The following is a 23249-nucleotide window of genomic DNA, read 5'->3' as shown; positions in this document are numbered from 1 at the left end:
GGCATGCATTGCCGGCATCCTCCCGCAGGCGGCGAAGGTATTATTCGTCGATGTGTACAGGAATTTCTCTCTTGATGCTCTGTTCGAGCGAAATGAGTGTTTCGGTGGAAACCACTCCGGGTATGCCCTGCATCTGGTTGTTGAGCAGGTCCATGAGCTGTTCGTTGTCGCGTGCGTAGAGTTTCACGAGCATGGTGTACGGGCCGGTGGTGAAGTGACATTCCACGATTTCGGGTATGTTGAGCAGACGCTGAACTACGTTCTTATACATGCTTCCGCGCTCGAGGTTGAGGCCGACATAAGTACATGTGGTGTAGCCGATGCTCTTAGGATTGACGTCGAAACCGCTTCCTGTGATCACTCCGTCCTCCACAAGATGCTGCACGCGCTGATGTATGGCGGCTCTTGACACGCCACATTCGGCTGCTACATCCTTGAAAGGTATACGGGCATTTTTTGAAAGTATTCCAAGTATCTTTTTGTCGAGTTTGTCTATCTTTTCCATTATGATATGTTTTTAAATTTACATTTAGATAGCAAATGTAGTTAATTCCGATGATATATACAACAATATTTGTAATAAAAATCTATTATTTTTTTACATTGTGACATCTTGCGGATGGGATGGACCGGGCGGTGTGGGGTAGTGGCGGAGACCGTTCGGCTCACCGCATACGGATTTTCCGTACGGCGGAGACAGGGCATCCGCGATGGTAAAAAATCTTTACACCAGCCTTCCTGTAGCTCCGTTATTTGCCGAAGTGGTGTCTGCCGATGTGAAATATGCGAATCTTATACATGTGCTCTAATAGCTTGACAGTCAGTTTGTTGTATATATGATGACGTGTTATGCCTTTTGTTGACTTGTGGAAGAGGCTTTTCCGTTGTGCAGAATGGTCCATTTCGTCGTGTAATAAAGCCTCTTTTGAGGTGTGATATGGTCTTTATTGCATGATGAAACAGGCTCTTTTGCGTAACATTTCCGATGAGGAACGCTGGCGGAACGGGATTTGGGGCTTTTCTGATGTGGTTTTCTCTGGCCGTAGCAGTGCCAAGACAGCCGTCTTGTAGACGGAAATGCCGTCGCCTCATTCTGGTTTGCCGGTTGGAGGCGAGCTTTTTTCCGGTAAATTATTTTGACTTTGATTCGGTGAAATCGATTGTACGGAGGATGTGTTCCGTAGGTTTTTATAGGCTGATATCGATATTTCCGATAGCCGGTATCGTGTTAAATATTGTGAACATACAGTTTGAGGACAACGCTCCGGGATTTGTGAATTGTTCCTTCTATTAAGGAGACAGTGAGTATCTGTTATATGAATTAAAGGAGAAATGGGCACATTGCTCATGATGAACTGATTGTTCGGATTTAATGCTGACGTAAAGTCCGTCTGCTTTTTTGACATTAAGATGTGTGAGGCTCTGGCGTTAGGGACTGTAATGTTGATACATGTTGTCCTGACAAAATGAGAATACGGGCTGATGTGCGGTGCTATCAGATTGGGCATATATTTTTTCAGTTGCAAGTCTTTTCGTATATTTGATGTAGTCTGAAGGTATTTAATTGACTACAAATAGATTAAAAGAAACTCGCATGAGAATGGGCAACGGATAAGAAATTGGTAAAGTGCTTTGATACACTATATTTCTCATGCTGTCAAACAACTCTTATTTGTTTGCAAATATAATATTATTGCAGGTAATAATCAAAAATAACGAGGTTTATTTTCATTTTTACCTGCTGATATTTGTTCCGGATTATCAGATGCGATATATTTGTAATTAGGATTCGTACCGTGTTCCAAGCGGTTCATAAGTAACGACTTGCGGAGTTTTGGCAACAAGGGGATGCGGCTCCGTTTTATAGAAATGACTTATGCAAACCGACTTATCCATTTACAACAGTCTTCGCCCTTCCTTTATAGAAGGCGTTCACGCCGTGAAGTTCAATGCTTTGTCGGCGGTCATATCGCGTTACCGGGATTATGCCCGCAGTTCCGAACAAATAAAAGCGTACTCGGGAGATTCTCTGCTGATGCGGGACATCGCCTCCTTGCTTGACGAAGCACCCCGTCCCATAACGAGGGAATACCAGGATTTCACCCCGTTCCTGCTTCTTCTGATGCTTTCGGAGGAATTTCATGTCGTCCATTACGTCGAGCGTCTTGTAACGTGGTATTTCGGCTACTGTTGTGTCGATGAACTGCGGACGGTTTGCACCATTCTGTCCGAGTGTTCCTACCCGCATCACGACACGCTGCGGCTGCGGTTCAAGAATTACCTGCGTGAAGCCCGTAAGACATTGGGTATGCCCGTTGAATGTAACGCTGCTGTCATGCTGAAAATGCTCGACGCCTCTTATGAACATCTCACTCCCGCCGATGTCGGGGAGTTCGAGGAGCTGTTGCACCTGGGGGACGATTACGAGTTCATCTCCCGTGTCAAATCGAATTATCTTGCCTCGGATAACGTCACGGAACTCGCCGGGGTTTGCGGGTATTCCAGCACGATTACCTTCCGCCGGCGTTTCCAGCGGGTTTTCGGCTGCTCGGCCTCCTCGTGGTTACGTCAGCGCCGTATCGAACGTATCGGGGAGTTGTTGCGGACGACACACTACACGTTGCAGGAAATAGCCTACATGTGCGGTTTCTCCGCCCAATCCCACTTTACGGACTTTTGCAAGCGGAATATGGGGAGCAATCCCACTTCCATCCGCCAGGAAGGTCGGATCTGACATTAAAATCGGCTCCGTGATAAAAAAACGAAGAGAAAGATAAAAATCGTAATCCGCCGGTTTTTCGATTCGCTAACTTTATACGCGAAAGTAACAAGACGGATTATGATTGCATTTATAGAAAAATTAAACAGCGAAGTCCTGCGGAGTATCGAACGTATCGAATCGCGGGATACCGACGTGTTGAAAAAGTCGCTTGAAGCGTCACGTGTCCTGGGAGAAGCGTTCGACCGTTTGAAACAATATATCATCGGCTACCGTTTTCAAAACGATGACGAGGAAATAAAGTTCTTCAAAGAAATCAAACCTCGTCTTTTTTGCCGTCTGATCTATTACCGCAAGCTCTACAATATCGAGATGAACCGTCCGGTAGGAAGTATCGAGGCACAACGGGAGTACCTGGACGCCCATGTTCGGGCCATCAACGCGTACACGCAGAAACGCCTCGACTTTATCCGCTATTTCCGCAGCGGCGCTACACACCTGGACAGCCTCTATTTCCTGCGCGGGCAGACCGACACGGAGCAATACCTGGAAACCTTCTACTATGAACTCGACCCGCAGTTTTCGACAAACGCGGATTTCAAGGTGGCGAAAATCCTGGCCAACGATATGTTGTCGGTTTATCTTATGGGCGAATTGGAATCACTGGAGAGCACGAACCTCCGGAACATGGTTCTGCCATTGTCTGACGTGCGTCCGACATGGCAGGACTCGAAGACGGATCTGACGGAACTTATTTACCTGCTCGACAGTAAAGGCTGTTTCGGCAATGTGCCACTCACGCAACTTGCCAGCTACATTTCCAACGCTTTCAACGTACACCTCGACATGAACCTTTCGAGGACATTCTGCGATATGAAAATCCGAAACAACCCGACACCGTGGCTTGACAAGGCGAAAGAGGCCCTGCTTAAACGTATGCAGACGTGGAAGCGAAACAAGAAAAACGGCAATTCCGAGTAGAACATGAACCGGTAAAGCACTCTATTCCTTATAGAAACACTGATAATCAGCGTTGTATATAACAAAAGAACCGAGGTCGGTTTTCCCCCGTAACTCTCGAAAGGAACTTTCCCGAACGCCCGTATTTGCACCCGTATAAGGAGCCGATACGGGTGTTCCGTTGTAGCCCCGTCCGGATTAGAACACCGTTAAGCGTTGAATCACAGTATGCTATCGCATTTCTGCCAATAAAAATACCGAGTACGGGCCGCGGATTTCGGTAAAAAACACTGCCTTCTTCACCGCATGAACCATTGAGAATCAGTTCACTGCAAATTATCAAAAAAAAGTCGTACCGACCTCGTTTTAAGCTGTCCATATAAGCCCGACCTTTGTAACAGACTAAAAAACAAAGAAGTATGAAAATCATAGTGATCGGTTCGCGAGCCTATAACGAGCTTGTCGGGCGTATAGAGAAAATAGAGGCTGCAATCGCCTCTCTCCCTGAAAAGGGGCGTGCATGGAATAAGGAGTATATAAACGACGAATGGATGGACGGCGAGCAGGTCTGCCGTTACCTGGGCATCAGCGGGCGTACCCTTCAACGCCTCCGCTCGGATCACGTGATCACCTATTCGGCCATCAACCGGAAGCTGTATTATTCCCTCACGGAAATCCGCCGTGTGCTGAAGGAGCGTTCCGTGCGGCGCAAAAACCGACCAAAGGAGTAGGCCATGTTTCTGGATAAGGAATATTTCGACGGATGGATGCAGCGGCTCTCGGAACGGCTGGAACGTATCGAGAAGCTGTGCGCGGGGGACGTGGAGCAACCGCTTTCCATCCTGCCTGACGGGGAGCGTCTTCTGGACAATTACGACCTGTGCCGTATGCTCAATATCAGCAAGCGCACACTCCAGCGTTACCGCACCTCGGGAGAGCTGCCTTACGAGATGATCTATCACAAGACCTTCTACCGGGAATCGGACGTCCTGCGGTTCATCGAGCGTAACTTCAGTAATTTCCGCAAGCTGAAAAAGGATCGTCCTGCCGGTTCCGGTTAGGCCCTGTCCCGAGAGTCCGGCGTCATGGAAAAACGCGGAGATACATGGAATAAGGCACGACAAGGCGGTACAACCGTTCGATATTTGCCGTAAAATCAGTATGTTTGCACTTGGAAGCCTATATAATAATGAACAATGAAAGAAACAGATAAAATATATCCTGCCGACAAAGGGGAGGAAGAGCTACTGCATAACGTGCGCCATATCTTGCAGGAAGCGCGCGCGAAGGTGATACATCATGTCAATTCGACCCTCGTGAGGGCTTACTGGCAGGTAGGGAAATATATAGTGGAGTACGAGCAGCAGGGAACCGGCCGTGCCGGATATGGCAAGGCTGTCATCAACACCCTTTCCAGGCGGCTCGTGGCGGAGTTCGGAAACGGGTTCACGGCCACCAACCTGCGGTACATGAGGCAGTTTTACCAGTGCTACCCGAAATATCACACGCTGTGTGATAAATTGAGCTGGTCGCATTGCCGCACGCTTCTCAAGGTGTCGGGCGATGCCGCCCGTGATTTTTACCTGCACGAGTGCGTCAAGGAAAACTGGAGTGTCCGGCAGCTCGACCGCCAAATCAACACGCTTTTCTATGACCGCTTGCTGGCCAGCCGAGACAAGAAAGCCGTGAAAGAGGAGATTTCCCGTACCGAACCCGGGCGTGTCGAACCCAAAGAGATCATCCGCGACCCGTATATCCTGGAGTTTCTCGGTATCCCCCAGGGAGAGCATTTTCTGGAAACCGATCTGGAGCAACTGCTCATCAGCCGCTTGCAGCGCTTGATGCTCGAACTCGGGAAAGGCTTCGCCTTCGTCGCGCGACAGAAGCGTATCTCCTTCGACGACAAGCATTTCTACATCGACCTGGTCTTTTACAATTACCTGGCCCGCTGTTTCGTTTTAATAGACCTTAAATCCGGGGAGCTGACCCATCAGGATTTGGGGCAGATGCAGATGTATGTCAATTACTACACCCGTGAGTTGATGAATCCCGGGGATAACCCTCCGGTGGGTATCGTCCTCTGCGCGGAGAAAAACGACGCGGTCGTCCGTTATACGCTGCCCGAAGATGAAAAGCAGGTCTTCGCCGCCCAGTACATGACCTATCTTCCCACGCAGGAGGAGCTGCAAACACTCTTGCAGGAAGTGTGACAACAACGCTCATGGGCATATGAAAAAAGCCGACGGAAATCTGTACTTCCGTCGGCTTTTCGCTTACATCTTAATCCCTTTCTTTGCGGGGCCGTTCTCCGGCGGGCTGCCCACGCCCGCGATCACGATGCGCCCCCCGGAGGCGTCGGCAATCTGCCGCAGCCGGGAAGGAATACGGGCCGCCGTGTTGTCTTCCTTCGGGAGCTCTTCCGCCGTGTCATGCCGTTCCCGGCACACGTCGTTATCCTCCTCCGCCTCCTTTCCCTCGCTCTCTTCTATCGGTTTGAGGCTTTGCTGTATCCTGCGGTCTATTTCCGTCAGGTCAGTTTTCAGGGCCGTCAGTTCGGGCTCCTTGCGCCAGGAACTTTCCACCACTTCCCGCAGGACGGGAATATCTTTCTCCAGTTCCTCGTTCTTTTTCCGGAATTTTTCCAGTGTCGGCTCGATGGTCGCGAGCGCGTGGATGAAGTTCATCGCCGCCAGTCGCGGGTCGGAGGCGATATTCCCGTAGTTATACTGGTATAGATAATCCCCTTCACCCCGGACATAAAAACGGTTCTGCACCAGGTCGAGCCCGTCTTTCCCGGTCGTTTCGCTCTGGACGAGCAGTTCGAACCCGTAGAGGCTCCCGATGGGTTCGAGCCTGTCGAGCGTGCGTGCCGTTTCGGCGATACGGTTGAGCTGTTTCCCGATGAGCTTGGGGTCGGAGGTTTCCAGCCCGTTCAGTTTCACGGGATTGCGGTACGAGCCGTCCTCGTTGAACTCGACGCGGGCCTTGAAGTGTTCCAGATCCTTGCCGATACGCCGTATCAGGTCGTTGTTCTTCTCTATCTTCTCCGTGATCTGCTCCAGCTTGTAGCGGCTCGATGATTTGCCGCGCACGAATGCCTGGCGTTCGCTTTCGAGCGTGGCGATCTTCTTCTCCAGGCGGGCCTTGTCCAGCAGGTCTGTATTTCCCGAGAGGACGGCTACATACTCGGAAAAATTCATGCCGCTTTTCTCGTCGATGGCCCCCTCGTCGATGGTACGGCTTCCCATGTTGTTGGTCTTGAGCTGGCGGATGAACAGTTGCTTGTTGTGCAACAGCCCGAACTTGTAGGCGTCGAGCGACTTCTCGACGGCGTATAATATCACGTCCACCTTGTTGTCGGCATGGAGTTTGGCGATCTCGTTCCCGGTGCGTATTCCCCGCCCGTCGCGCTGCTCCAGGTCGCTGGGACGCCAGGGGCAGTCCAGGTGGTGTATCGCCACGCAGCGTTTCTGCGCGTTCACTCCCGTCCCGAGCATCTCGGTCGATCCGAAGAGTACGCGGATTTTTCCGGCGTTCATACCGGCGATCATCTCCTTGCGCGCTTTTTCCGAGGTCGCCTCCTGGATGAACCGCACCTCGCTTTGGGGTATGCCGTAATCCTCCGCGAGTTTACGCCGTATCTCGGAATAGACGTTCCACCCCGCTCCGGGTTTGTAGGTTCCCAGGTCGGAGAATACGAACTGCGTACCTTTGTACGCCTCGAAACGGCGGTAGTAACCGGCAATCATACGGGCGCAGTGGCTCGCCTTGTTGTCCACGTGGTCGCTGTATAGTTCGGGGTCTATCATACGCATATCGAGCGACATCTTGCGGGCGTAGTCTGTGGCAATGAGCATTTTCGCCTTTTCCTCCCGCTCCGAGAGCGGCAGGCGGCCCAGGAGCGTGGCATCGCCCGATTTGGCGAATTGCACCAGCCGTTCTATGAACTCCGTCTGCTGGGGTGTCGGCGGGATATTGTGCAATATCTCGTTCTTTTGCGGTCGGTCGATCCCTATATCCTCCGCCGAGCGGTAATCTGTAATCTCGGAGTAGAACATGGCCAGTTCGGGAACCTTGATGAAATATCGGAACCGTTCTTTCTGCACGACCTCGTTGGTCACGGAAAACTCGTAGTCGATGGTTTTCTTGGCAAATATGGCCGCCCAGGCATCGAAGGTGCGGATATTCTGACGCTCCAGTTCCTTCGGGCGCAGGTACTTGAAAAGCAGGTACAGTTCCGTGAGCGAGTTGGAGATGGTCGTTCCCGAGAGGAACGTCGCCCCCAGGTCGCGGCCCGTGCGCTGCTGTATGGTACGCAGCGCGAAAAGCATGTTGAGCGCCCGCTGCGACCCCTCGGGATTTCCGAGGCCCGCCACCCGGTCATGCCGGGTCGTGAAAGTCAGGTTCTTGAATTTGTGGCTCTCGTCCACGTAGAGGTGGTCGATACCCATGAGGCGGAAGTCCACGGCGTCGTCCTTGCGTGTTTCCAGCGCGTGCGCCACCTTCTGCAACTTGGCTTCCAGGTTGGCCTTGCGTTTCTGACACCCTTTCATCATGGCGCGGGAAACGTCCCTGCCTTGTGCTTTGAGCACTTCGAGGTTCTCCTCCACACAGTCCAGCTCGGCCTGCAATATCTCCTGCTGTATCTCCGGGGACTGGGGTATCATGCCGAACTGTTCGTGCGAGAGGATCACGGCGTCCCAGTCGTTGTTGCGTATCTCCCGGAAGATGCGCTCACGCTTCCGGGGCGTGAAATCCTCCTTGCCCGGGTAGAGGACTTTGGCCATCGGGTAAGCGGTGCAGAACGTCCGGGCTATTTCATGGATGTTGGCTTTCAGCCCGATAATCATGGGTTTATTGGCCAGCCCGAGGCGTTTCTTCTCGTAGGCCCCGCAGCACATGATAAGGGTCTTTCCGCCGCCCACCTCGTGGTCGATTATCCCGCCGCCGAGCAGTTTGTCCATCCATATCGCGTCCTTCTGGCTGTCATACAGTTTGTCGATTCCCAGCCCCTTGAGGTCGAGGTCGGGGAATTCCTGGTGCGTCCCGTCGTACTTCGGGCGCACGTAACAGTTGAAAGTACGGTTATAGAGGTCTGTCAGGCGGTCTTTGAAGTCGGACGACTGCTCGCGCAGCCATTCGGGGAAAGCACCCCGGATCTCATCTATCTTGCTGTTGGCGAGCTGTATGGCCTCCCCGTCACGCACTTTGACCTCCCGCCGTTCTCCGTCCACCCATTTGAGGACGGTCTTGGTGATGTCGGGCGAAGTGTTTTGCAGGGCGTGTTTCAAAAGGTGCAGGCCGTTGTACTTACGGGTCTGCGCGCTGACGGCATACTGCTCCGTGATCTTCACGTTCGTCGCTTCCGCCTTCACGCCGTACTCGTCCAGGTTGGAGGCGAAGGTGATCTTCACCTCCGTATCGAAGAGCGAGGAGGCGAAACGCTCGTAAACACCTTTTGGAATCCACCGTTCGCCCAGGTTGAAATCCAGGTCGTCGAAAGCGATGGGTTTGGGCGTCGCCTCGCGCAGAGCCTCCAGCGATTCCCGGGCCGGGGCGTGGTCGGGATTCTCCCGCAGGAACGCCTCGATCCGTTCGGCTTTCCCGATGACATTGCCGGCGATGAACTTGTCGGCAACCTCGTAGCCGTCCGTTTCCGGGTTGTAATAGATACGTCCTTTCAGTTCCCCGAGTATTCCCTCCACGGTAGTTCCCGTGAGCGAGGCCATGTAGTGCGGTTCCACCCGGCCGTACTTGTTCAGGCTGGCCACAAGGGCCTCCGAAGCGTCGTCGGCGTGCGTGATCTCATCGGGATTGAAGGCCACGGGACGCTCGAAGATGTCGGCTTTGCGTGCCTTGCCGTCGATGTAACGCTCCAGCGACAGAATCTCCGTCCCCCGCGCGTCCATCTTGATCAGGTCGAGGTTGCGTTTGTCATTGAGCCGTCCGAAGCGTTCGGTGAAATTGTCGTAAAGCCGGTTGAGCATCTCCCGCAGGGCGGGGTTCGCCGTCAGCGTTTCCGCCTCGTTGTTATAAAGGTGGTAATAGGCATCGCGTATCTCGATATACATGGAGGCTTTCGTCCGTTGTGCAGGCGTGAGTTCCAGCGGGTGGAACATGGGTTGCAGGGATTCAGTCTCCCGCAGGTAGCCGACCCGGTTTTGTCCGTCCGTGACGAGTGTTCCCTCGCGGAAATAGGGGGCGACCTCCCCCTCGAACGGTCGGGGTTTCATATCCGCCTCCCGTATCTGCGGCATTTCTTTACCGGGTTCTTCCTCCTCTGGATTGTCCGGCGTGTCGAACAGGCCGCCCGTTCTCGGCGTACCGGCGGCTTGTTTCCGTTTGCCTTTCGGGGCTTCCGTCGGGGGGCGTACCGCCTGCCGTTCCCGCTGTTCCGGGGTTTCCTGCTGCCGGGCGCTTTGTCGGCGCAATTCCGCCCTCCGTTCCGGGGTAAGCGACATCATCATCTCGTAAAAGCCGTTGATCGGCGGGTTGTCCTCCCAGTTCAGGGAGGCATACAAGTCTTCGGGATCACGCTCCGGTGGCGTCGTTTTCGGCATTTCGCTCTTCTGTTCCTCCGGAGAGGAGGCCGGGGCGAATAATGAGGGTTGTCGGGGCGTCTTCCGCTTTGCTCCCCGGCGGCTGTTCCTTTTCTTGGATATACCGAGTTCTGCCTGCCGCCGCTCCTCGGCGCTGAAGCCGAACAGATCGTAGAGCGTCAGCAACGGTTCCTGCTGCACATTTACCGGTTCGGCAGCTTGGGTGGCAGGTACGGGAGCCGCCGTTTCCACCGTGTCGAAAAGCGACCCGGCGAAGCCCTCCCGCGGTTTCGGTTCCGTTATTCCGCCCACGTGCTGCACGGGAGTATCTGCCATGCCGAAATCTTCGGGTTTCGGCGGGTGCTGCTCCCACAAGCGATTCTCCCGCTCTTTCGACCAGGCCCCGAAGTCGGCCAGATCCTCCCCGGTCGGTTCTCCGGCGGGTGTGGCAGCAGAATCCGGTAACACTTGTCCGGGTTTGTTTTCGATTCGGGTAATCTCCCCGGTTTCGGTATCGACATGGTAGCCCTGTGCCGCCATTTCGGCGACGACGCGGCGTTTTTCCTCCTCTTCCCGCTGCTGCTGAAGGTTACGGGCATCGGCGATAATCTCCTTGACGATTTCTCCGGCAAGGCGGGGCTCGTGTCTTTCGGCACGCTGGCGTTCCGCCTGACGGGGACGGGACAATTCCCGCTCCGGTGTACCGGGTGTCTGTTCCGGAGCATGTTCCAGGCAATAACTCTCGTTGAAATGCCGGTTGAAATCCTCCGAGAGCATACGCCGCATCTCCCGGTCGATGCCGTCCACGCCCTCCGCGTGGGTGAACTCCATCGCCGGTTTGCCGTAGGGGTCTTTGCCTACTTTGGCCTCGGTATGGATCACCCTGTCGAACGACTGGAAAAGGTTGTTTATCCGGATGCCGTTCGACAGCTTGCGGGATTCGATGAAATCCCGCTGCCGTTCGGACAGTTCCCCCGTGGCGGCTTTCTTTTGCAGGATAACCAGGTCGCTGCCGACCTCCGTCCCCGCGTGTTCTGTAAAGAGGTTGTTCGGCAGCCGGATGGCCGATACGGGCTCGCAGCGGTTCATCAGCCACTCGCGCACGGGGCGTCCCTGCTCGGCGTTCAATACTCCCTGCGAGGTGATGAATGCCACCAGGCCGCCCTCGCGTACCATATCGACGGACTTCATGAAAAAATAGTTGTGCAGCGCCCGTGTGCCTTGCCGCCGCACGGGGTCGGTATGGGTGGAGAAGAACGGGTCGAAGAGCGCCACGTCCCCGAAAGGGATGTTGCTCACGGCCACGTCGTAGTAACCGGCGTATTTGGGTTCGATGCGCTCGAATCCCTGTACCCGCACCCGTTTTTCGGGGTGCAGGTGCTTCAGGATCAACCCCGTGGCGGGGTCTTTCTCGAAGCAGGTGATCTCCGCATAGGGGGCGTGGAAATCCACGGCACTGACGAAAACCCCCGTTCCCGCACTGGGGTCAAGAATACGTTTGGGGACGATCCGCGTGTCCCATATCGCCTCCACGATGGCGTCTGCCACTTTCGGGGGCGTGTAAAAAGCCGTCAGGACGGAGTTCTTGATCCCGTCCATGTAGCGCTTGTATTCCCGTTCGTCGGGGGTGTTCGCCCTGATGACCTCGTGCAACTCGGCCACGAGCGTTGCCATGCCGTCCTTGTCCGGTTTCCCGGTGGGGTTTTCCAGCACTTCCTTGATGGCGCCGAAGCCGCTGTATGCGCCGAGTGTCCTTTCTTCTTCGGGAGTCGGCGCCCGCCGTTCCCTGTCGAGCGTGAAGGCCGTCTTCAGCGCGTCGATATTCTGGCGGAGGTGGGTTTTCTTATTGAATGCCATCTTCGAGAAGTATTTGGACGGTTCCCGTCAGTTCGGTATAGAACAGTTCGTAGTCGGGCGTGTCGGCGAAGTCGTCCGTGAGGTCGTACTTCTCCAGCACCCCGCGGCAGAGGGGCAGCAGGCGTAGAGCCGCCTGCCGGGCGGTATCCTCGGGAATCTCCGCCTCGAATTCCCTCCAGAGGATGTTTACCAGCGTGTTGTAGGGTGAAAAGTGCAGTCCGCGGCAGAGTTCCTCGCGGGCAATTTCTTCGGCCTCGATGTGGTTGCAGCCCGAACGGATCGCCTCGCTGTACGCTTGGGCGGCGCTGTCGGCCCGCTCGGCGATGAACTCACTTTCGGCGATGAGTTCCGGGTGGCTGTCCTTGAGGTAGGATAGTAACGAAAGTCCGTAATAGGACAATTCCCCCGTGGGGGTATGGTGTTGCTTGTCTGGCATGATAAGAATTTTTAGTGGTCGTTGATAATCGGGGAAGAGAAAGGCGCCCCGGGTTCCCACCCGAAGCGCCGACCACTGAAAAAATCCTTATCAAACAAGCGTATCTCGTTATGACAGGTCTTTTCCAGTGGCAAAGGTAACGATTATTTCCGTTTGTTCCTCTTTCCCTGCCTGGGAGTATCGCGCGGTTCGAAAACGAACGAGGTCTTGAACTGGTCATCGAGCGTGAGGGCCGCGTCGAACGTCCCGCCGCCGTTTTTGACGAATCCCCGGATCGTGCCGGTTTTGCCTTTGGTCAGCAGTTCCGCGAGCTGCTTGTCGGTCAGCTCCTTGCGGGCCACGGTTCTCCATACGGTCAGGCCGCAATCGGGATTCTGGCACTTGGCGAGTTTGGGATAGAACACCACGGGCCTGCCGCAACGCGGGCAGGCTGTGTCACTCTCCGCGCCGTCGATTCTTGCTTCCAGCAGTTCTTTGGCGATTTGCGAGGCGAAGACCTCGATACCGCGATGGAACGTCGGGGCGTCCATCTCCCCGGTGGCGATCTTCGAGAGGGCCAGTTCCCAGCCGCCCGTCATGGCGACATCGGCGATCTTCTTGTCCCTGACCACGGCATACACGGCCAGTCCCTTGTCCGTGGGTACAAGCGACTTTTTCTCTCGCCTGACATACTCGCGGGCAAAGAGCGTTTCGATGATGGCGGCACGGGTGGCGGGCGTGCCGATGCCGGCATCCTTCATCGCCTCGCGTTCGGCCTCGTCGGACAGTTCGCGTCCGGCGGTTTCCATCGCCGCCAGCAGGCTCGATTCCGTGTGAAGGGGGCGCGGCCGGGTCTGTTTCTGTTCCGTGCCGCATCCTTTGACGGGCAGCTCGTCGCCTTGCACGATGTCGGGAAGGAGGGTCATGTCCTCCTCTTTCTCCTCGACAGGTTCATTCAGGACGGCCCGCCAGCCCGTCTCGACCATGATACTGCCGCGGGCCGTGAAATCATGCCCCGCGCTTTGCAGGGTAAGGGAAGTGTTTTCTTTCACGCAGGCCCCGGAAAAGGTTTCGAGCATCCGCCCCGCGACCATCTCATAGACGATGCGGTGGTCGGCATCCAGTTCGGAGGGGAGGTTCTCGGTGGGAAGCAGCGCGTGGTGGTCGGCGATCTTTTCGTTGTCCACGCTTCGGCGGGAGAGAGATGCGGTATCCATCAGGCCCGCGTATTCCGCGAAACGGGGATAGCGTGTCATGTTCCCGATGAGTGCCGGAATCTCCTCGGCCACATCTTCCGATATATAGCGTGAGCCGGTACGGGGATAAGTGATGAACTTCTTCTCGTAAAGCGACTGGGCGATGTCGAGCGTTTTTTCTGCCGAAAAACCATACCGGCTGTTGGCCTCTTTCTGGAGTGTCGTCAGGTCGTACAAGAGAGGCGGCTGTTCCCTGGCCTCCTTGCGCTCCACGTTCACGACGCGTACCGTTCGGGCGCCGATAACCTCGGCGCGGGCTGCTTCCGCCTTCTCCCTGCCGTCGAATTTCTCCGTGGAGAGGACGGTGAACTCCGTGCCCTCCTTTGCCGTGGAGAGCTTCAGCCGGAAATAGGTGGCGGGCTTGAACGCCTTGTTCTCCAGGTAACGGGAGCAGATGATCGCCAGCGTGGGGGTCTGCACCCGTCCGAGCGACCAGACGCCCCGCCCGGCAGCCACGGCAAGCGCTTGCGAGGCGTTGATACCGACGATCCAGTCGGCTTCGCTGCGGGCTTTGGCCGAGAGGTAAAGGTTGTCGTATTCGTTGCCAGGGCGGAGGTGTTGTAACCCCTCGCGGATGGCCCGGTCGGTCAGGCTGCTGATCCATAACCGCACGAAAGGGGTGCGGCATTCCAGGTAAGAGTAGATGTAGCGGAAGATCAGCTCCCCTTCACGCCCCGCGTCGGTCGCGACGATGATGCGCTCGGCCATGCCGAACAATTCCCGGAGAATACCGAGCTGCTTCACGACACCCGGGTCGGCCTTATACTCTTTACCCTCCCGAACCTGCCGGGGCAGGAGGATGAACGATGATGGCAGGATAGGCAGGTTTTCCCGGCGGAAACCCACGATGCCGTACTGTTGGGGCATTGCCAGCCCGACCAGGTGGCCGAAGGCCCAGGTTACGGCGTAGCCGTTTCCCTCGATAAAACCGTCTTTACGGTTCGTGGCTCCCACGATGGCGGCGATCTCACGCGCCACCGAGGGCTTTTCTGCGATAATTACTTGCATGATGATTCGGATTTTTCAGTGGTTGTTTTCTTGTAGTTCTTCTTCTTTCTCTTTTTCCGGACGGGCGATCAGCCGGCGGTCGTAATAGACATGGTTGCCGTTCCCGTCGTAATACTGCCGTCCGTCGTCCGCCTCCTCCGGGGGGCTGCGTTTACCCGGCCGGAGGTACAAGGCGGCCAGCGCCGCGATCAGGAGCGGCATGGCTCCGGCCTGCATGTAGAACCATTTCATACGTTATACCTTGACACCTTTGGAGTTGCTCTTTTTGCTGCTGCGGTAATTTTTCTTCTGCGTCGGGGTGGCTTCCTGCTGTCCCTGCTTGAGCGGCTCTTTCACACCTTTGACCGCTTCGACGGTCTTGCCCTCGGAATTGACGGCGACCTGGGTACGGCTTTCAACGGCGGGTTTGACCTCCGCTCCCTGCCGTTTCGCACGGTCGGGATTCCAGCGGAAGAAGTCCATCTTGTTACGCTCGAAGTTGGGCTTGACCCAGGCGTTGAACGGCTCACCCTGCCCGTCCTTGACCATGCCCTTGATGTAGAAAGCCTTGACATCCGCCCGCTTGGAGGGATCATTCACCGCTTCCGTCCACTGGTCATAAGCCTCTTTGGGCACGGAGGCTTTGAGGATTGTCCGGTGAATCGTGAGCGTGGGCTGTCGTTCGGAGGCCGTAGTTTCCTGCCGTCCGTTTTTCTCGGCGGCCTTCTGGCGGTAAATCTCCTTGTTCTCCTGGGCGTAGCGGTTGCGATCCAAACCGTCGTAGGTAAAGGAATAGTTACGTTCGGCCGCGTCGATTTGGATATAGGCATCCCGCTTATAACCCGCGCGGGTGGTATATCCTTCGAGCAACACCTTGCCGCCGCCGTAGAAATCCATCTGCTTGCCTTCCGAGAGGTCGGCCTCCTTGATGCGGGCACGTTTTTCGAGTAACGAAACGGGCATGGGTTCCAGCGTGTTCGTCCATTTGTCTATCGACACGTAGCAGGGCGTGAGCTTGCCCGGCTCCAGCTCCAGGTCGATCACTTTCCCGGCGTGGCGGGTGTTCATCAGGTTCGTTTTCGCCTCCTCGTCGAGCAGCACCCCGTGGAAGGGGGCGTCGAGGTCGGGCCGTTCCTGCCAGTAATGCGGCACGACGCGCAGCGAGCCGTCCGCCTGCTCTTCGAGCGACACGCGCCCTTTGGTGGAAACACGCATCCCGTTCTCCAGTTCGGGGTTCATCTCCACCAGCCCGTTGGATTTATGTCCGTAAGACATGGCTTTCAGGTGCGGCTCGATGTCCTCCATGCGGATACCTTTCTTCTCCATATCCGCCAGGTCTATCTTCGTGACGTCCAGCGGCTCGAACTGCCGCTGCTCCTGCGTCTGAAGCCGTTCGGAGGGGTCGATACGGTAATTTTCCAGAATCTCCGGGTCGAAGTCGATGCGGATAAGTTTGTTCAGGGCATTCTCCGTCATGACGAAGATACCCGTGTGGACGGGGTTCTGGGCCTGTTCCATGAACTTTTTGAAGAAGGCTTCGAGGGCTGAATCCTGCGTGTTCACGTTCAGCAGGCTCGCCACATTCTGATCCGTGGGGTCGGTGGTCTGGATATTGCCGTCCCGATCCACGCCGGTAACGGCTTGCAGTCGTCCGTCGTCGGCATTCTGAACGAGCATGACTTGTTTAGCGTCGTTCTTTACGTTTTCGTCCATAATTACGAGTGTTTTTAGTTAGCACCAATAGCGATGCGGGAACGAAAGTAAGGGGAACCGGCTGAACGTAAAAGAGTTGGAAAGGCTATGGAAGCATCGGGCACAGAAGTGGCCGCTTGTGGCGCAGGGCAGAGGAAATCGGAGAAACGGAGTGCCGGGAAGGACGGATTTGGCAGAGGGTATTTTCGTGGCTCCTCACCTTATTGTCAGGTAGTCGGGATCTATTGTTAAATGTCAATAAAGCGCATGGATAACCCGTGTTTTTTTATAAATTTGCGAAAACGGGTTTCAATATCCGACAAAACGTGAGGCATGGAAATATATACCCCAAAAACCAAGATCAAACTTTCTCCGGTGATAAGAAACGGGAGAGAATTTGTCGAAGTGACTTTCGGTAATGACAATGACATCCGCTTGTCGCTGTCGAAGGAAGAAAACGTACTGCTTGTCGGCGGCAGGGCTTATCTGCCGGCAGAAGATTTCGTGCTTGCCGAGTTCTTCGACCGCTATGTGAAAATGGCGTTTATAGACTATTCTGCCATCAAGGAAACCGCCCCCCGTAAAGAGGAAGACAAACGGCCGCCACTGCCGGAAGGCTATCTGGAAAAACTTCAGCAAGTGCGTTACAGTGACCATACCGTAAGGGTATATACCTCCTATTTCCGCGATTTCCAACAGCATTTCGAGGGGCGTAAGATTGAAACGGTTACCCCCGGCGAGATAAACGACTACCTGCTGTATCTCATCCACGAGAAAAACATATCCTCCTGCCAGCAAAACCAGCGTATCAACGCCATCAAGTTCTATTACGAGAAAGTTCTCGGTCAGGAACGGCGGTGTTACAAGGTGAACCGTGCCAAACGGGAGAAGACGCTGCCCGACGTGTTGAGCAAGGAGGAAATAAAGAAGATACTCGACGCGACGGTGACAGACCTGCGCTTCTTCTGCATGTTCTCCATACTCTATTCCGCAGGATTGCGCATCAGCGAACTGCTGGAACTGAAACCCGGCGACATCAACGAATCCCGCTCCCTGATACGGGTGCGGCAGGGTAAAGGAAAAAAAGACCGCTACACCCTGCTATCAAAACCGTTGATGAAAAAGCTGACGGAATATAACAGACTATACAAACCGAAAGTGTGGCTTTTTGAACACAGACCGGGCGAACCTTTCACCGAGAGTATCGTGTCGAAACGGCTGAAGGCAGCGGCCCGGGAAGCGGGAATCACGAAACGGATTTATCCGCACCTGCTGCGCCATTCGTTCGCCACCCACTTGCTGGAGCAAGGAACCGACATCAAGATTGTGAAAGAGCTTATGGGACATAACAACATCAAGACAACGGAAAGGTATGTCCACATAGCCGACACTTTCAAAAGCAATATCAAAAGCCCGTTGGACGATCTGTTGATGGAGGAAGACGAGGTCTGATACTTAAAGAAAATAACAGCCAAATCGGCTGATAGTATAACGTTATCGTTCATAAAAAATAAATGGAATGAATAAAATAGAGTCATTTAAATATATTCGCCCAATTTCTCCGAGTACAACATCATGTTACTCTGTTGGAGATATTCTTCCTATTGAGATTTCATGGGAATGTAATGGAAAGGCGTATAATCGGAAACAAGAAAAAGGTGGTTTATGCGCTATCTTTTCAGAACATGATAATGTAGTCGGTGTTGTTGAGAATCCATATACTGGAGAATACAATTCAGCATATGTTTTAAGCGCAACAAATCAAATAATTTGGAATGTGTCTGATTTGTTTATTGCTACTTACGGGAATCTATATTATGGTAGAGCACTACATTTCGTTGATGTGAGAGTTGAAAATGGAATTTTATACTTTTTCATCAATATATCAAATTGCGATTTTCGCTTTTCAATTAATGTAAAAACAGGAGAAATAGGGCAATTAATAGAAACAAGATAACAGAACGATAACAATCGGCTAAACCTCCCTTAATGGTCGGTTAGCCACCGGACATTACCGATAAGAATGAATACGAAAGAACTTATTAGAAAATTGGAGCAAATGACAGAGCTATCGGAAAGTAGGAATGAGTTTTATAAGAAACTAATACATTCCTTCCAGAATGATGCTGATCCACAAATCTATGATAAGATATATTCTAATCTTTGCGGATTATTAGCGCATGGAGATTTGAATAATAAAGAATATGACTTACTGAAAGAAGTTTTATATGAATTAGAAAGGATATAAGAATTAAAAGAATGTATCAGTAACATGCACCTCAATCGCCCATAAAGGTCGATTAGCTGCCAGACATTAACATCCCAATTAAAAGCATGAGAAAATGACTAATTATTTTGATGATAAACAATTATATCCACTATTGTTTCAGAATGACTTTTCAAAGATTCTGTCTTTCCTTGAAAAGTATGGGCTAAATAGCGTGGATAGAAATGGCAGGAGTTTTTTAATGAATTGCATAGCTGAAGGGAAAAATGATTTTGCTTATAAACTTATAGAATTAGGCGCAAATTTAAATCATCAAGATGCGAGTGGGGCATCCCCTTTATTTGCAGCAATTTGGGCATATAATATAGAAATGATAGTTTCTTTACTTGATAATCCAAGCGTTGATAAAAATATAACGGATAATCAAGGAAGAAATGCACTTCGGATAGCATTACAATATCATCCCGAAGATTGTGAATTAATGATAAGATTTATACGTGCTGGTGTAAACCCATTTTCATGCGACAACAATGGCGTATCATTTTATGATCTACTTCAAAAATACGCTTCGGGTAGTATAACTAAAGGAGGACGCAAGTTGAATGTGAAACCAATTATTATTGAAATAGAGAATGGGATGTTAACAAACAGCAAACCGACTGAATAAGCGGAACGCTGCCGGACATTAGTCGCTTGAAAAATAAAAAGAAAAAATATGAGTGCATTTACAGAAATAATGGAATACATTCGGACTTTTGAAAAGTATGGATGTAAAGAATATGAAAACGGGACAAAAGAATACGGTCATGCACCTTTCATTGCTCCTGAAGCATATAATTTTTGCGTCTTTGCTACGCTAAATGAAGATGATATTGTTGAGTTAGAACGAGATTTGAAAAGAGAAATTCCGTCTCAATTTCGCTCGTTTTTAATGACAGATACAAATGGATTACATCTTTTCCACCATTTCAGTTTATATGGAATAAGAAAATCTTACAACCGAGATTTAAATGCAACTCCAGAGCCTTTTGGCTTACTTGAGCCGAACATTTACGAAAAACCTAAAAATGCAAAAGACACTTATTTTTTCATAGGCGGATATAGATATGATGGTTCGAAGCTCTATATAGACTCTGAAGATGGAAAAGTTCATTTCTGTAAACGTAGAGATGCTTCATCTCTTTTAGCTTGGGATTCATTCGAGGATATGCTTTTATCTGAATCCAAAAGAATATTTACTCTTTATGATGATAGAGGTAGAATGCTTGCGCCAAGCGAAAAAACACTACCGATATAGAATGAAGCGACTAACAAACAGCACTACCACTTGAAGCGGAACGCTGTCAAACCATTATAAACTCTGGATATAAGGATGAATGTATGAATAATCAATATGTAGTTTTAATAAGTAGTGAAATCCCCGAACTTGGAGAATTGGACTTACTGCGCTCAATTTACCGAGAGTTGAATGGTTATATGGAAGATTACAATAACCAAATCAACTTAGATGATTTGGAAGATTGGAAACTTCTCATACAGATAAATCTTCGAAATACTAATGGGGGGATTGGGATTTTCAAACGGGCAAAACGTTTCCCATCTAATAAAGAGTTTGAAATATCTATTTCCATACCAGTACCAAATTTGGAGGAAGCACGCTATGGAATATCCGATATGACGGGGATTTATATTCCTTTAAATATTAAAAACTTCTACATTCTTTCTCCATGCTTTAGTAAATATGATAATTTGTATCATTATATTCTTGAGAGTGCAAAACAAGCCATAGATGCAGCTTTTGCTTATGGCTTTACATGTAACGGCAAAAGAATAAAGAAAAAAGAGTTTATAACAAACAGCACTACCGACTGAATAAGGCGGAACGCTGCAAACCATTACAGCTATGGATATAACGAATAGAATTATTGTCGCCTTACTGGAACGAATGAAAAGTAGAAACAAGAACTTTTCATTATCAAGACCTAAGTTTCATCGGTTGTTTCAAATAAATCCCGATGGCTACTTATGGTATGGCGAGAAACTGGAGCGGCATTTACTTAACAAATATGGAGAATCGGCTGATACATTGAAATATCTTGATATATATTATTTCATTTCCAATATTGTGCGGTTGTATTACATGCCTAAAAATTCAAATTCGGAGGAAAACGAGTTTGGAAAGCTATACGCTTATGGCTCCATAATAGGGTTACACCGTTGTCATATTCCAGATAAGCGAATATATCTGAACCGATTGTTAAATACTTTACTGTTCTGTTGTCCGACTTCTGAAGAATATATCCGTAGATTCCGCTGGCAAAAAAACGGTATATATTACAAATCGCAGGATGTGGAAGTTCTTATTGCCGATACATTTACAGAAATACGGGAATCGGACAAACAATCAGAATCCATTGAAATAGTTGAGTCAATAGTCAATGAGACATACCGTTATCTGGTAGGCTCAAATACGGGGCTTCCATTTGTCCGTTCGGAAACTTTATTGCACTACAACCTGAACCCATCTGATTATATGTGGCTATATCAGCACGATAAGGAATTGTTTTATACTTGTCTTGATGCAGCAGCATTACAGTCGGAGATTTTCAGTTACAAGTCATTTGTGTACAATTTCAACCTGTATATTCTAAAAGACGCAAATATATTGGATGAATTGTCCAGATATTCCAAATGTTATGAAGCCGTTTTAGAACTGCTTTTCAAATCCGATTCAATTATGCAGAACTCTGTTATTCGGCAAATCAAATTATGTAGAAATGAAGATACCATTAAACAGAATAACAGATTGGATGCTATTAACAAATGGCTCAACTCCCTAAACAAGATTGGTTAGCCACAGAACATTAAACATTAGAAAATGAGAACACCAGTCATAATCCTGTTATTTGTAATCCTGCTTGCCGTAAGCTGCGGAGAGCCTCCCATGCCGCCGTCGGACGAGGAAATGATACGCCATTTCACCACGCACGAGGTGGCGTTCCGTAAGGTGTACGAAATCATGGCAGAGAGTTCAGAAGGTAGTTTTCACTACCCGCCGCTTTCTCCGGAAGAGGTTATTATACTTGATTCAATGGAGCAAAGCGATACATCCCATGAAACGAATGATGAACAAGACATCCCGGTATATGGACTGTTGAAGCCGGAGCGAATCCTACTCGACTCCCTGTTATCAGAGATTGGATGCGGTTTTATCCTTGTTGATCGCAGGGAATGGGGAACGGCAGATTCGGTATATGTGAGCCTCGTTATGCCGTACTACTCCCACGGCATCGTGGATGCCGGAACGTCCAAGAGTTTCGTTTACGATCCCGGATTGAGAAGCCGTCGGAATATCCGTATCACCGAACATGGCGACCTGAACGAGATCTACCGCAGGACGTACAACGACACCACGCTTTACAAGCCCATCAAGGGAAACTGGTACATCGAGTTAGACCATTCGATATAACGGCCCGGAGTCCGTATCAAAGTATGTATCACTTTTTGTCAAGAAGATACATCATAAAGCAGATAATGGCCATCGCAAGGAAAAATAACAGAACCGCAAGGAGTTCGTTAAACCTGCACTTGGCATAGTGAGACATCACTGCTTTGCCTCGCCATTTGTAAATCCTGCTGACGAGCGACATAACGGCAAATGTGACAATGCTAAAAACGACACATGGCAACAATGCCGACACACCTGGAAAAAGCCGGATAGTAACAGTCATCATAGGGAATATCAAAAGAGCGAAGATATAAATCGAGAGCATCATTTCGCCATCGACCCTGCCTGTTCGTCTTGCCTGCTTCCATTTCTCCCCCATCCACCAGAGGTAGTCCCAGAGATAAAACCGTTGCTTATTCTCCTGCCGTTTCATCATGCCCAATGTATAAATCCGAGGTGGAACATCAGCGCTACATTTGCCACGATCAGGGCGATAGCGATAAGAACTATTTTGGCGAGCTTCCTGCCGGGATGTTTCATCTTCCCGTAATGTTCACGGAGTGCTTCACGCCGTCCGGCTGTATAGCGTAGCTTGCAGAATAAATCGGGAAGAAAGCAGAGAGGAATCACTATGGCCAAACCAATCATCCAGCCGAAAAGGCGCAATATCGGCGGAAACCCAAGCGGTATGAGTAGGACGAAGAGCCAGCACCAAAACAGTAGCATACGTCCGTTGAGATTGGTACGCTCCCTTTCGTGCCATATCTCGGCTACATACCACATATAGTCGATGAAGCAGATCCGGTATTTGCGATTGTCCTTTTCCATACCGTTATCTCCATACAAAGAAACCAACCAATATAAGTATAATCAGAACGCTGACCAACACAATCTGAACCCTGCGGCGTGTTTCAGGCTTGCAATCATCAAATAACCACAGTTTGCTGTTAAACTGCCAATGACACGCCCATTTCCAACGGAACAGCAACCCTGCAAGCCATAGGGCAAGCAACCCGACACCAAACAGCAACCCGTATTTCGGGTGAGCCTGCAACCACTCGAAAAACGCTTCCGCCTTGCTGTTCATTGCTTCGTATATATCGGTAACTGTCATACTTATAATTAAAAGGATTCCGAACACAAAAATAA

At 51.2% G+C, this 23249-nt stretch carries 22 protein-coding genes; 13 read left to right on the top strand and 9 right to left on the bottom strand.

The window, feature by feature from the left end; genetic code table 11:
* Positions 1-40: 40 nt before the first annotated feature.
* A complete protein-coding gene (locus WKT13_RS01110) occupies positions 41-505 on the bottom strand; it encodes an Lrp/AsnC family transcriptional regulator (RefSeq protein WP_298620110.1) in 465 nt (154 codons plus the stop codon).
* A gap of 1371 nt (positions 506-1876) precedes the next feature.
* On the opposite strand from WKT13_RS01110, the gene WKT13_RS01105 reads away from it, so the two are divergent.
* The 5 genes from WKT13_RS01105 (at position 1877) to WKT13_RS01085 (ending at position 5889) form a co-directional block, all read left to right on the top strand.
* Entirely contained in the window at positions 1877-2734 is an 858-nt protein-coding gene (locus tag WKT13_RS01105) for a helix-turn-helix transcriptional regulator (protein WP_004294809.1), read from the top strand.
* Positions 2735-2839: 105 nt separating this feature from the next.
* Positions 2840-3700 carry an RteC domain-containing protein gene (locus WKT13_RS01100; RefSeq protein ID WP_004303821.1) on the top strand — a complete coding sequence of 287 codons (861 nt, stop codon included), beginning with the start codon at positions 2840-2842 and terminating at the stop codon, positions 3698-3700.
* Positions 3701-4098: 398 nt separating this feature from the next.
* A complete protein-coding gene (locus WKT13_RS01095) occupies positions 4099-4410 on the top strand; it encodes a helix-turn-helix domain-containing protein (RefSeq protein ID WP_004303820.1) in 312 nt (103 codons plus the stop codon).
* A gap of 3 nt (positions 4411-4413) precedes the next feature.
* On the top strand, positions 4414-4740 hold the full coding sequence (locus WKT13_RS01090) for a helix-turn-helix domain-containing protein (RefSeq protein ID WP_004295487.1): 327 nt from the start codon (positions 4414-4416) through the stop codon (positions 4738-4740).
* Positions 4741-4875: 135 nt separating this feature from the next.
* Complete coding sequence (locus WKT13_RS01085) at positions 4876-5889, top strand: PDDEXK nuclease domain-containing protein (protein ID WP_004319206.1); 1014 nt, start codon at positions 4876-4878, stop codon at positions 5887-5889.
* A 63-nt stretch (positions 5890-5952) separates the two neighbouring features.
* Here the strand turns inward: WKT13_RS01085 and WKT13_RS01080 are convergent, their stop codons facing one another.
* The 5 genes from WKT13_RS01080 to WKT13_RS01060 form a co-directional block, all read right to left on the bottom strand.
* Positions 5953-12075, bottom strand: a complete 6123-nt coding sequence (locus tag WKT13_RS01080) for a helicase-related protein (protein ID WP_117543495.1) — start codon at positions 12073-12075, stop codon at positions 5953-5955.
* Entirely contained in the window at positions 12062-12511 is a 450-nt protein-coding gene (locus tag WKT13_RS01075; protein ID WP_004295482.1) for a DUF1896 family protein, read from the bottom strand. The genes WKT13_RS01080 and WKT13_RS01075 overlap by 14 nt, the downstream gene beginning before the upstream one ends.
* Positions 12512-12654: 143 nt before the next feature.
* Entirely contained in the window at positions 12655-14754 is a 2100-nt protein-coding gene (locus WKT13_RS01070; RefSeq protein WP_340322452.1) for a type IA DNA topoisomerase, read from the bottom strand.
* Positions 14755-14769: 15 nt separating this feature from the next.
* Positions 14770-14985: a hypothetical protein gene (locus WKT13_RS01065; RefSeq protein ID WP_004319199.1), complete on the bottom strand. Its 216-nt coding sequence runs from the start codon at positions 14983-14985 to the stop codon at positions 14770-14772.
* 3 nt (positions 14986-14988) lie between these two features.
* Entirely contained in the window at positions 14989-16446 is a 1458-nt protein-coding gene (locus WKT13_RS01060) for a DUF3945 domain-containing protein (protein WP_117543497.1), read from the bottom strand.
* Positions 16447-16758: 312 nt separating this feature from the next.
* Between WKT13_RS01060 and WKT13_RS01055 the strand changes: the two genes are divergently transcribed.
* The 8 genes from WKT13_RS01055 (at position 16759) to WKT13_RS01020 (ending at position 22121) form a co-directional block, all read left to right on the top strand.
* The gene (locus tag WKT13_RS01055; protein WP_007565622.1) at positions 16759-17877 is read left to right on the top strand and encodes a tyrosine-type recombinase/integrase; all 1119 of its coding nucleotides are present in this window, start codon (positions 16759-16761) and stop codon (positions 17875-17877) included.
* A 67-nt stretch (positions 17878-17944) separates the two neighbouring features.
* The gene (locus WKT13_RS01050) at positions 17945-18382 is read left to right on the top strand and encodes a hypothetical protein (RefSeq protein ID WP_181214489.1); all 438 of its coding nucleotides are present in this window, start codon (positions 17945-17947) and stop codon (positions 18380-18382) included.
* A 66-nt stretch (positions 18383-18448) separates the two neighbouring features.
* Positions 18449-18673, top strand: a complete 225-nt coding sequence (locus WKT13_RS01045; RefSeq protein ID WP_029427360.1) for a hypothetical protein — start codon at positions 18449-18451, stop codon at positions 18671-18673.
* A 94-nt stretch (positions 18674-18767) separates the two neighbouring features.
* Positions 18768-19319: an ankyrin repeat domain-containing protein gene (locus WKT13_RS01040; protein WP_117508533.1), complete on the top strand. Its 552-nt coding sequence runs from the start codon at positions 18768-18770 to the stop codon at positions 19317-19319.
* A gap of 48 nt (positions 19320-19367) precedes the next feature.
* Entirely contained in the window at positions 19368-19949 is a 582-nt protein-coding gene (locus WKT13_RS01035) for an SMI1/KNR4 family protein (RefSeq protein WP_007662660.1), read from the top strand.
* Positions 19950-20032: 83 nt separating this feature from the next.
* Positions 20033-20524, top strand: coding sequence for an Imm9 family immunity protein (gene imm9 / locus WKT13_RS01030; protein ID WP_149192844.1), 492 nt, complete (start codon positions 20033-20035; stop codon positions 20522-20524).
* Positions 20525-20555: 31 nt separating this feature from the next.
* A complete protein-coding gene (locus tag WKT13_RS01025) occupies positions 20556-21506 on the top strand; it encodes a hypothetical protein (RefSeq protein WP_007662662.1) in 951 nt (316 codons plus the stop codon).
* Between the two features lie 24 nt (positions 21507-21530).
* The gene (locus WKT13_RS01020; protein WP_004295259.1) at positions 21531-22121 is read left to right on the top strand and encodes a DUF4948 family protein; all 591 of its coding nucleotides are present in this window, start codon (positions 21531-21533) and stop codon (positions 22119-22121) included.
* Between the two features lie 28 nt (positions 22122-22149).
* Here WKT13_RS01020 and WKT13_RS01015 read toward each other — a convergent pair whose 3' ends face one another.
* From WKT13_RS01015 to WKT13_RS01005, 3 genes are read right to left on the bottom strand one after another with little or no spacing between them, the layout of a single operon-like run.
* Entirely contained in the window at positions 22150-22536 is a 387-nt protein-coding gene (locus WKT13_RS01015) for a hypothetical protein (protein WP_004319173.1), read from the bottom strand.
* Positions 22533-22928 carry a hypothetical protein gene (locus tag WKT13_RS01010; protein WP_004295258.1) on the bottom strand — a complete coding sequence of 132 codons (396 nt, stop codon included), beginning with the start codon at positions 22926-22928 and terminating at the stop codon, positions 22533-22535. Before WKT13_RS01010 ends, WKT13_RS01015 begins: the two co-directional genes overlap by 4 nt.
* A gap of 4 nt (positions 22929-22932) precedes the next feature.
* Positions 22933-23214, bottom strand: a complete 282-nt coding sequence (locus WKT13_RS01005; protein ID WP_004295465.1) for an Imm17 family immunity protein — start codon at positions 23212-23214, stop codon at positions 22933-22935.
* Positions 23215-23249: the final 35 nt, after the last annotated feature.

This window comes from Prevotella sp. HCN-7019 (assembly GCF_037890215.1).
In the GTDB taxonomy this organism is placed as follows: Bacteria; Bacteroidota; Bacteroidia; order Bacteroidales; family Bacteroidaceae; genus Prevotella.
The sequence above is the reverse complement of the archived record's forward strand: the minus strand, read 5'-3'. Positions and strand labels throughout refer to the sequence as shown.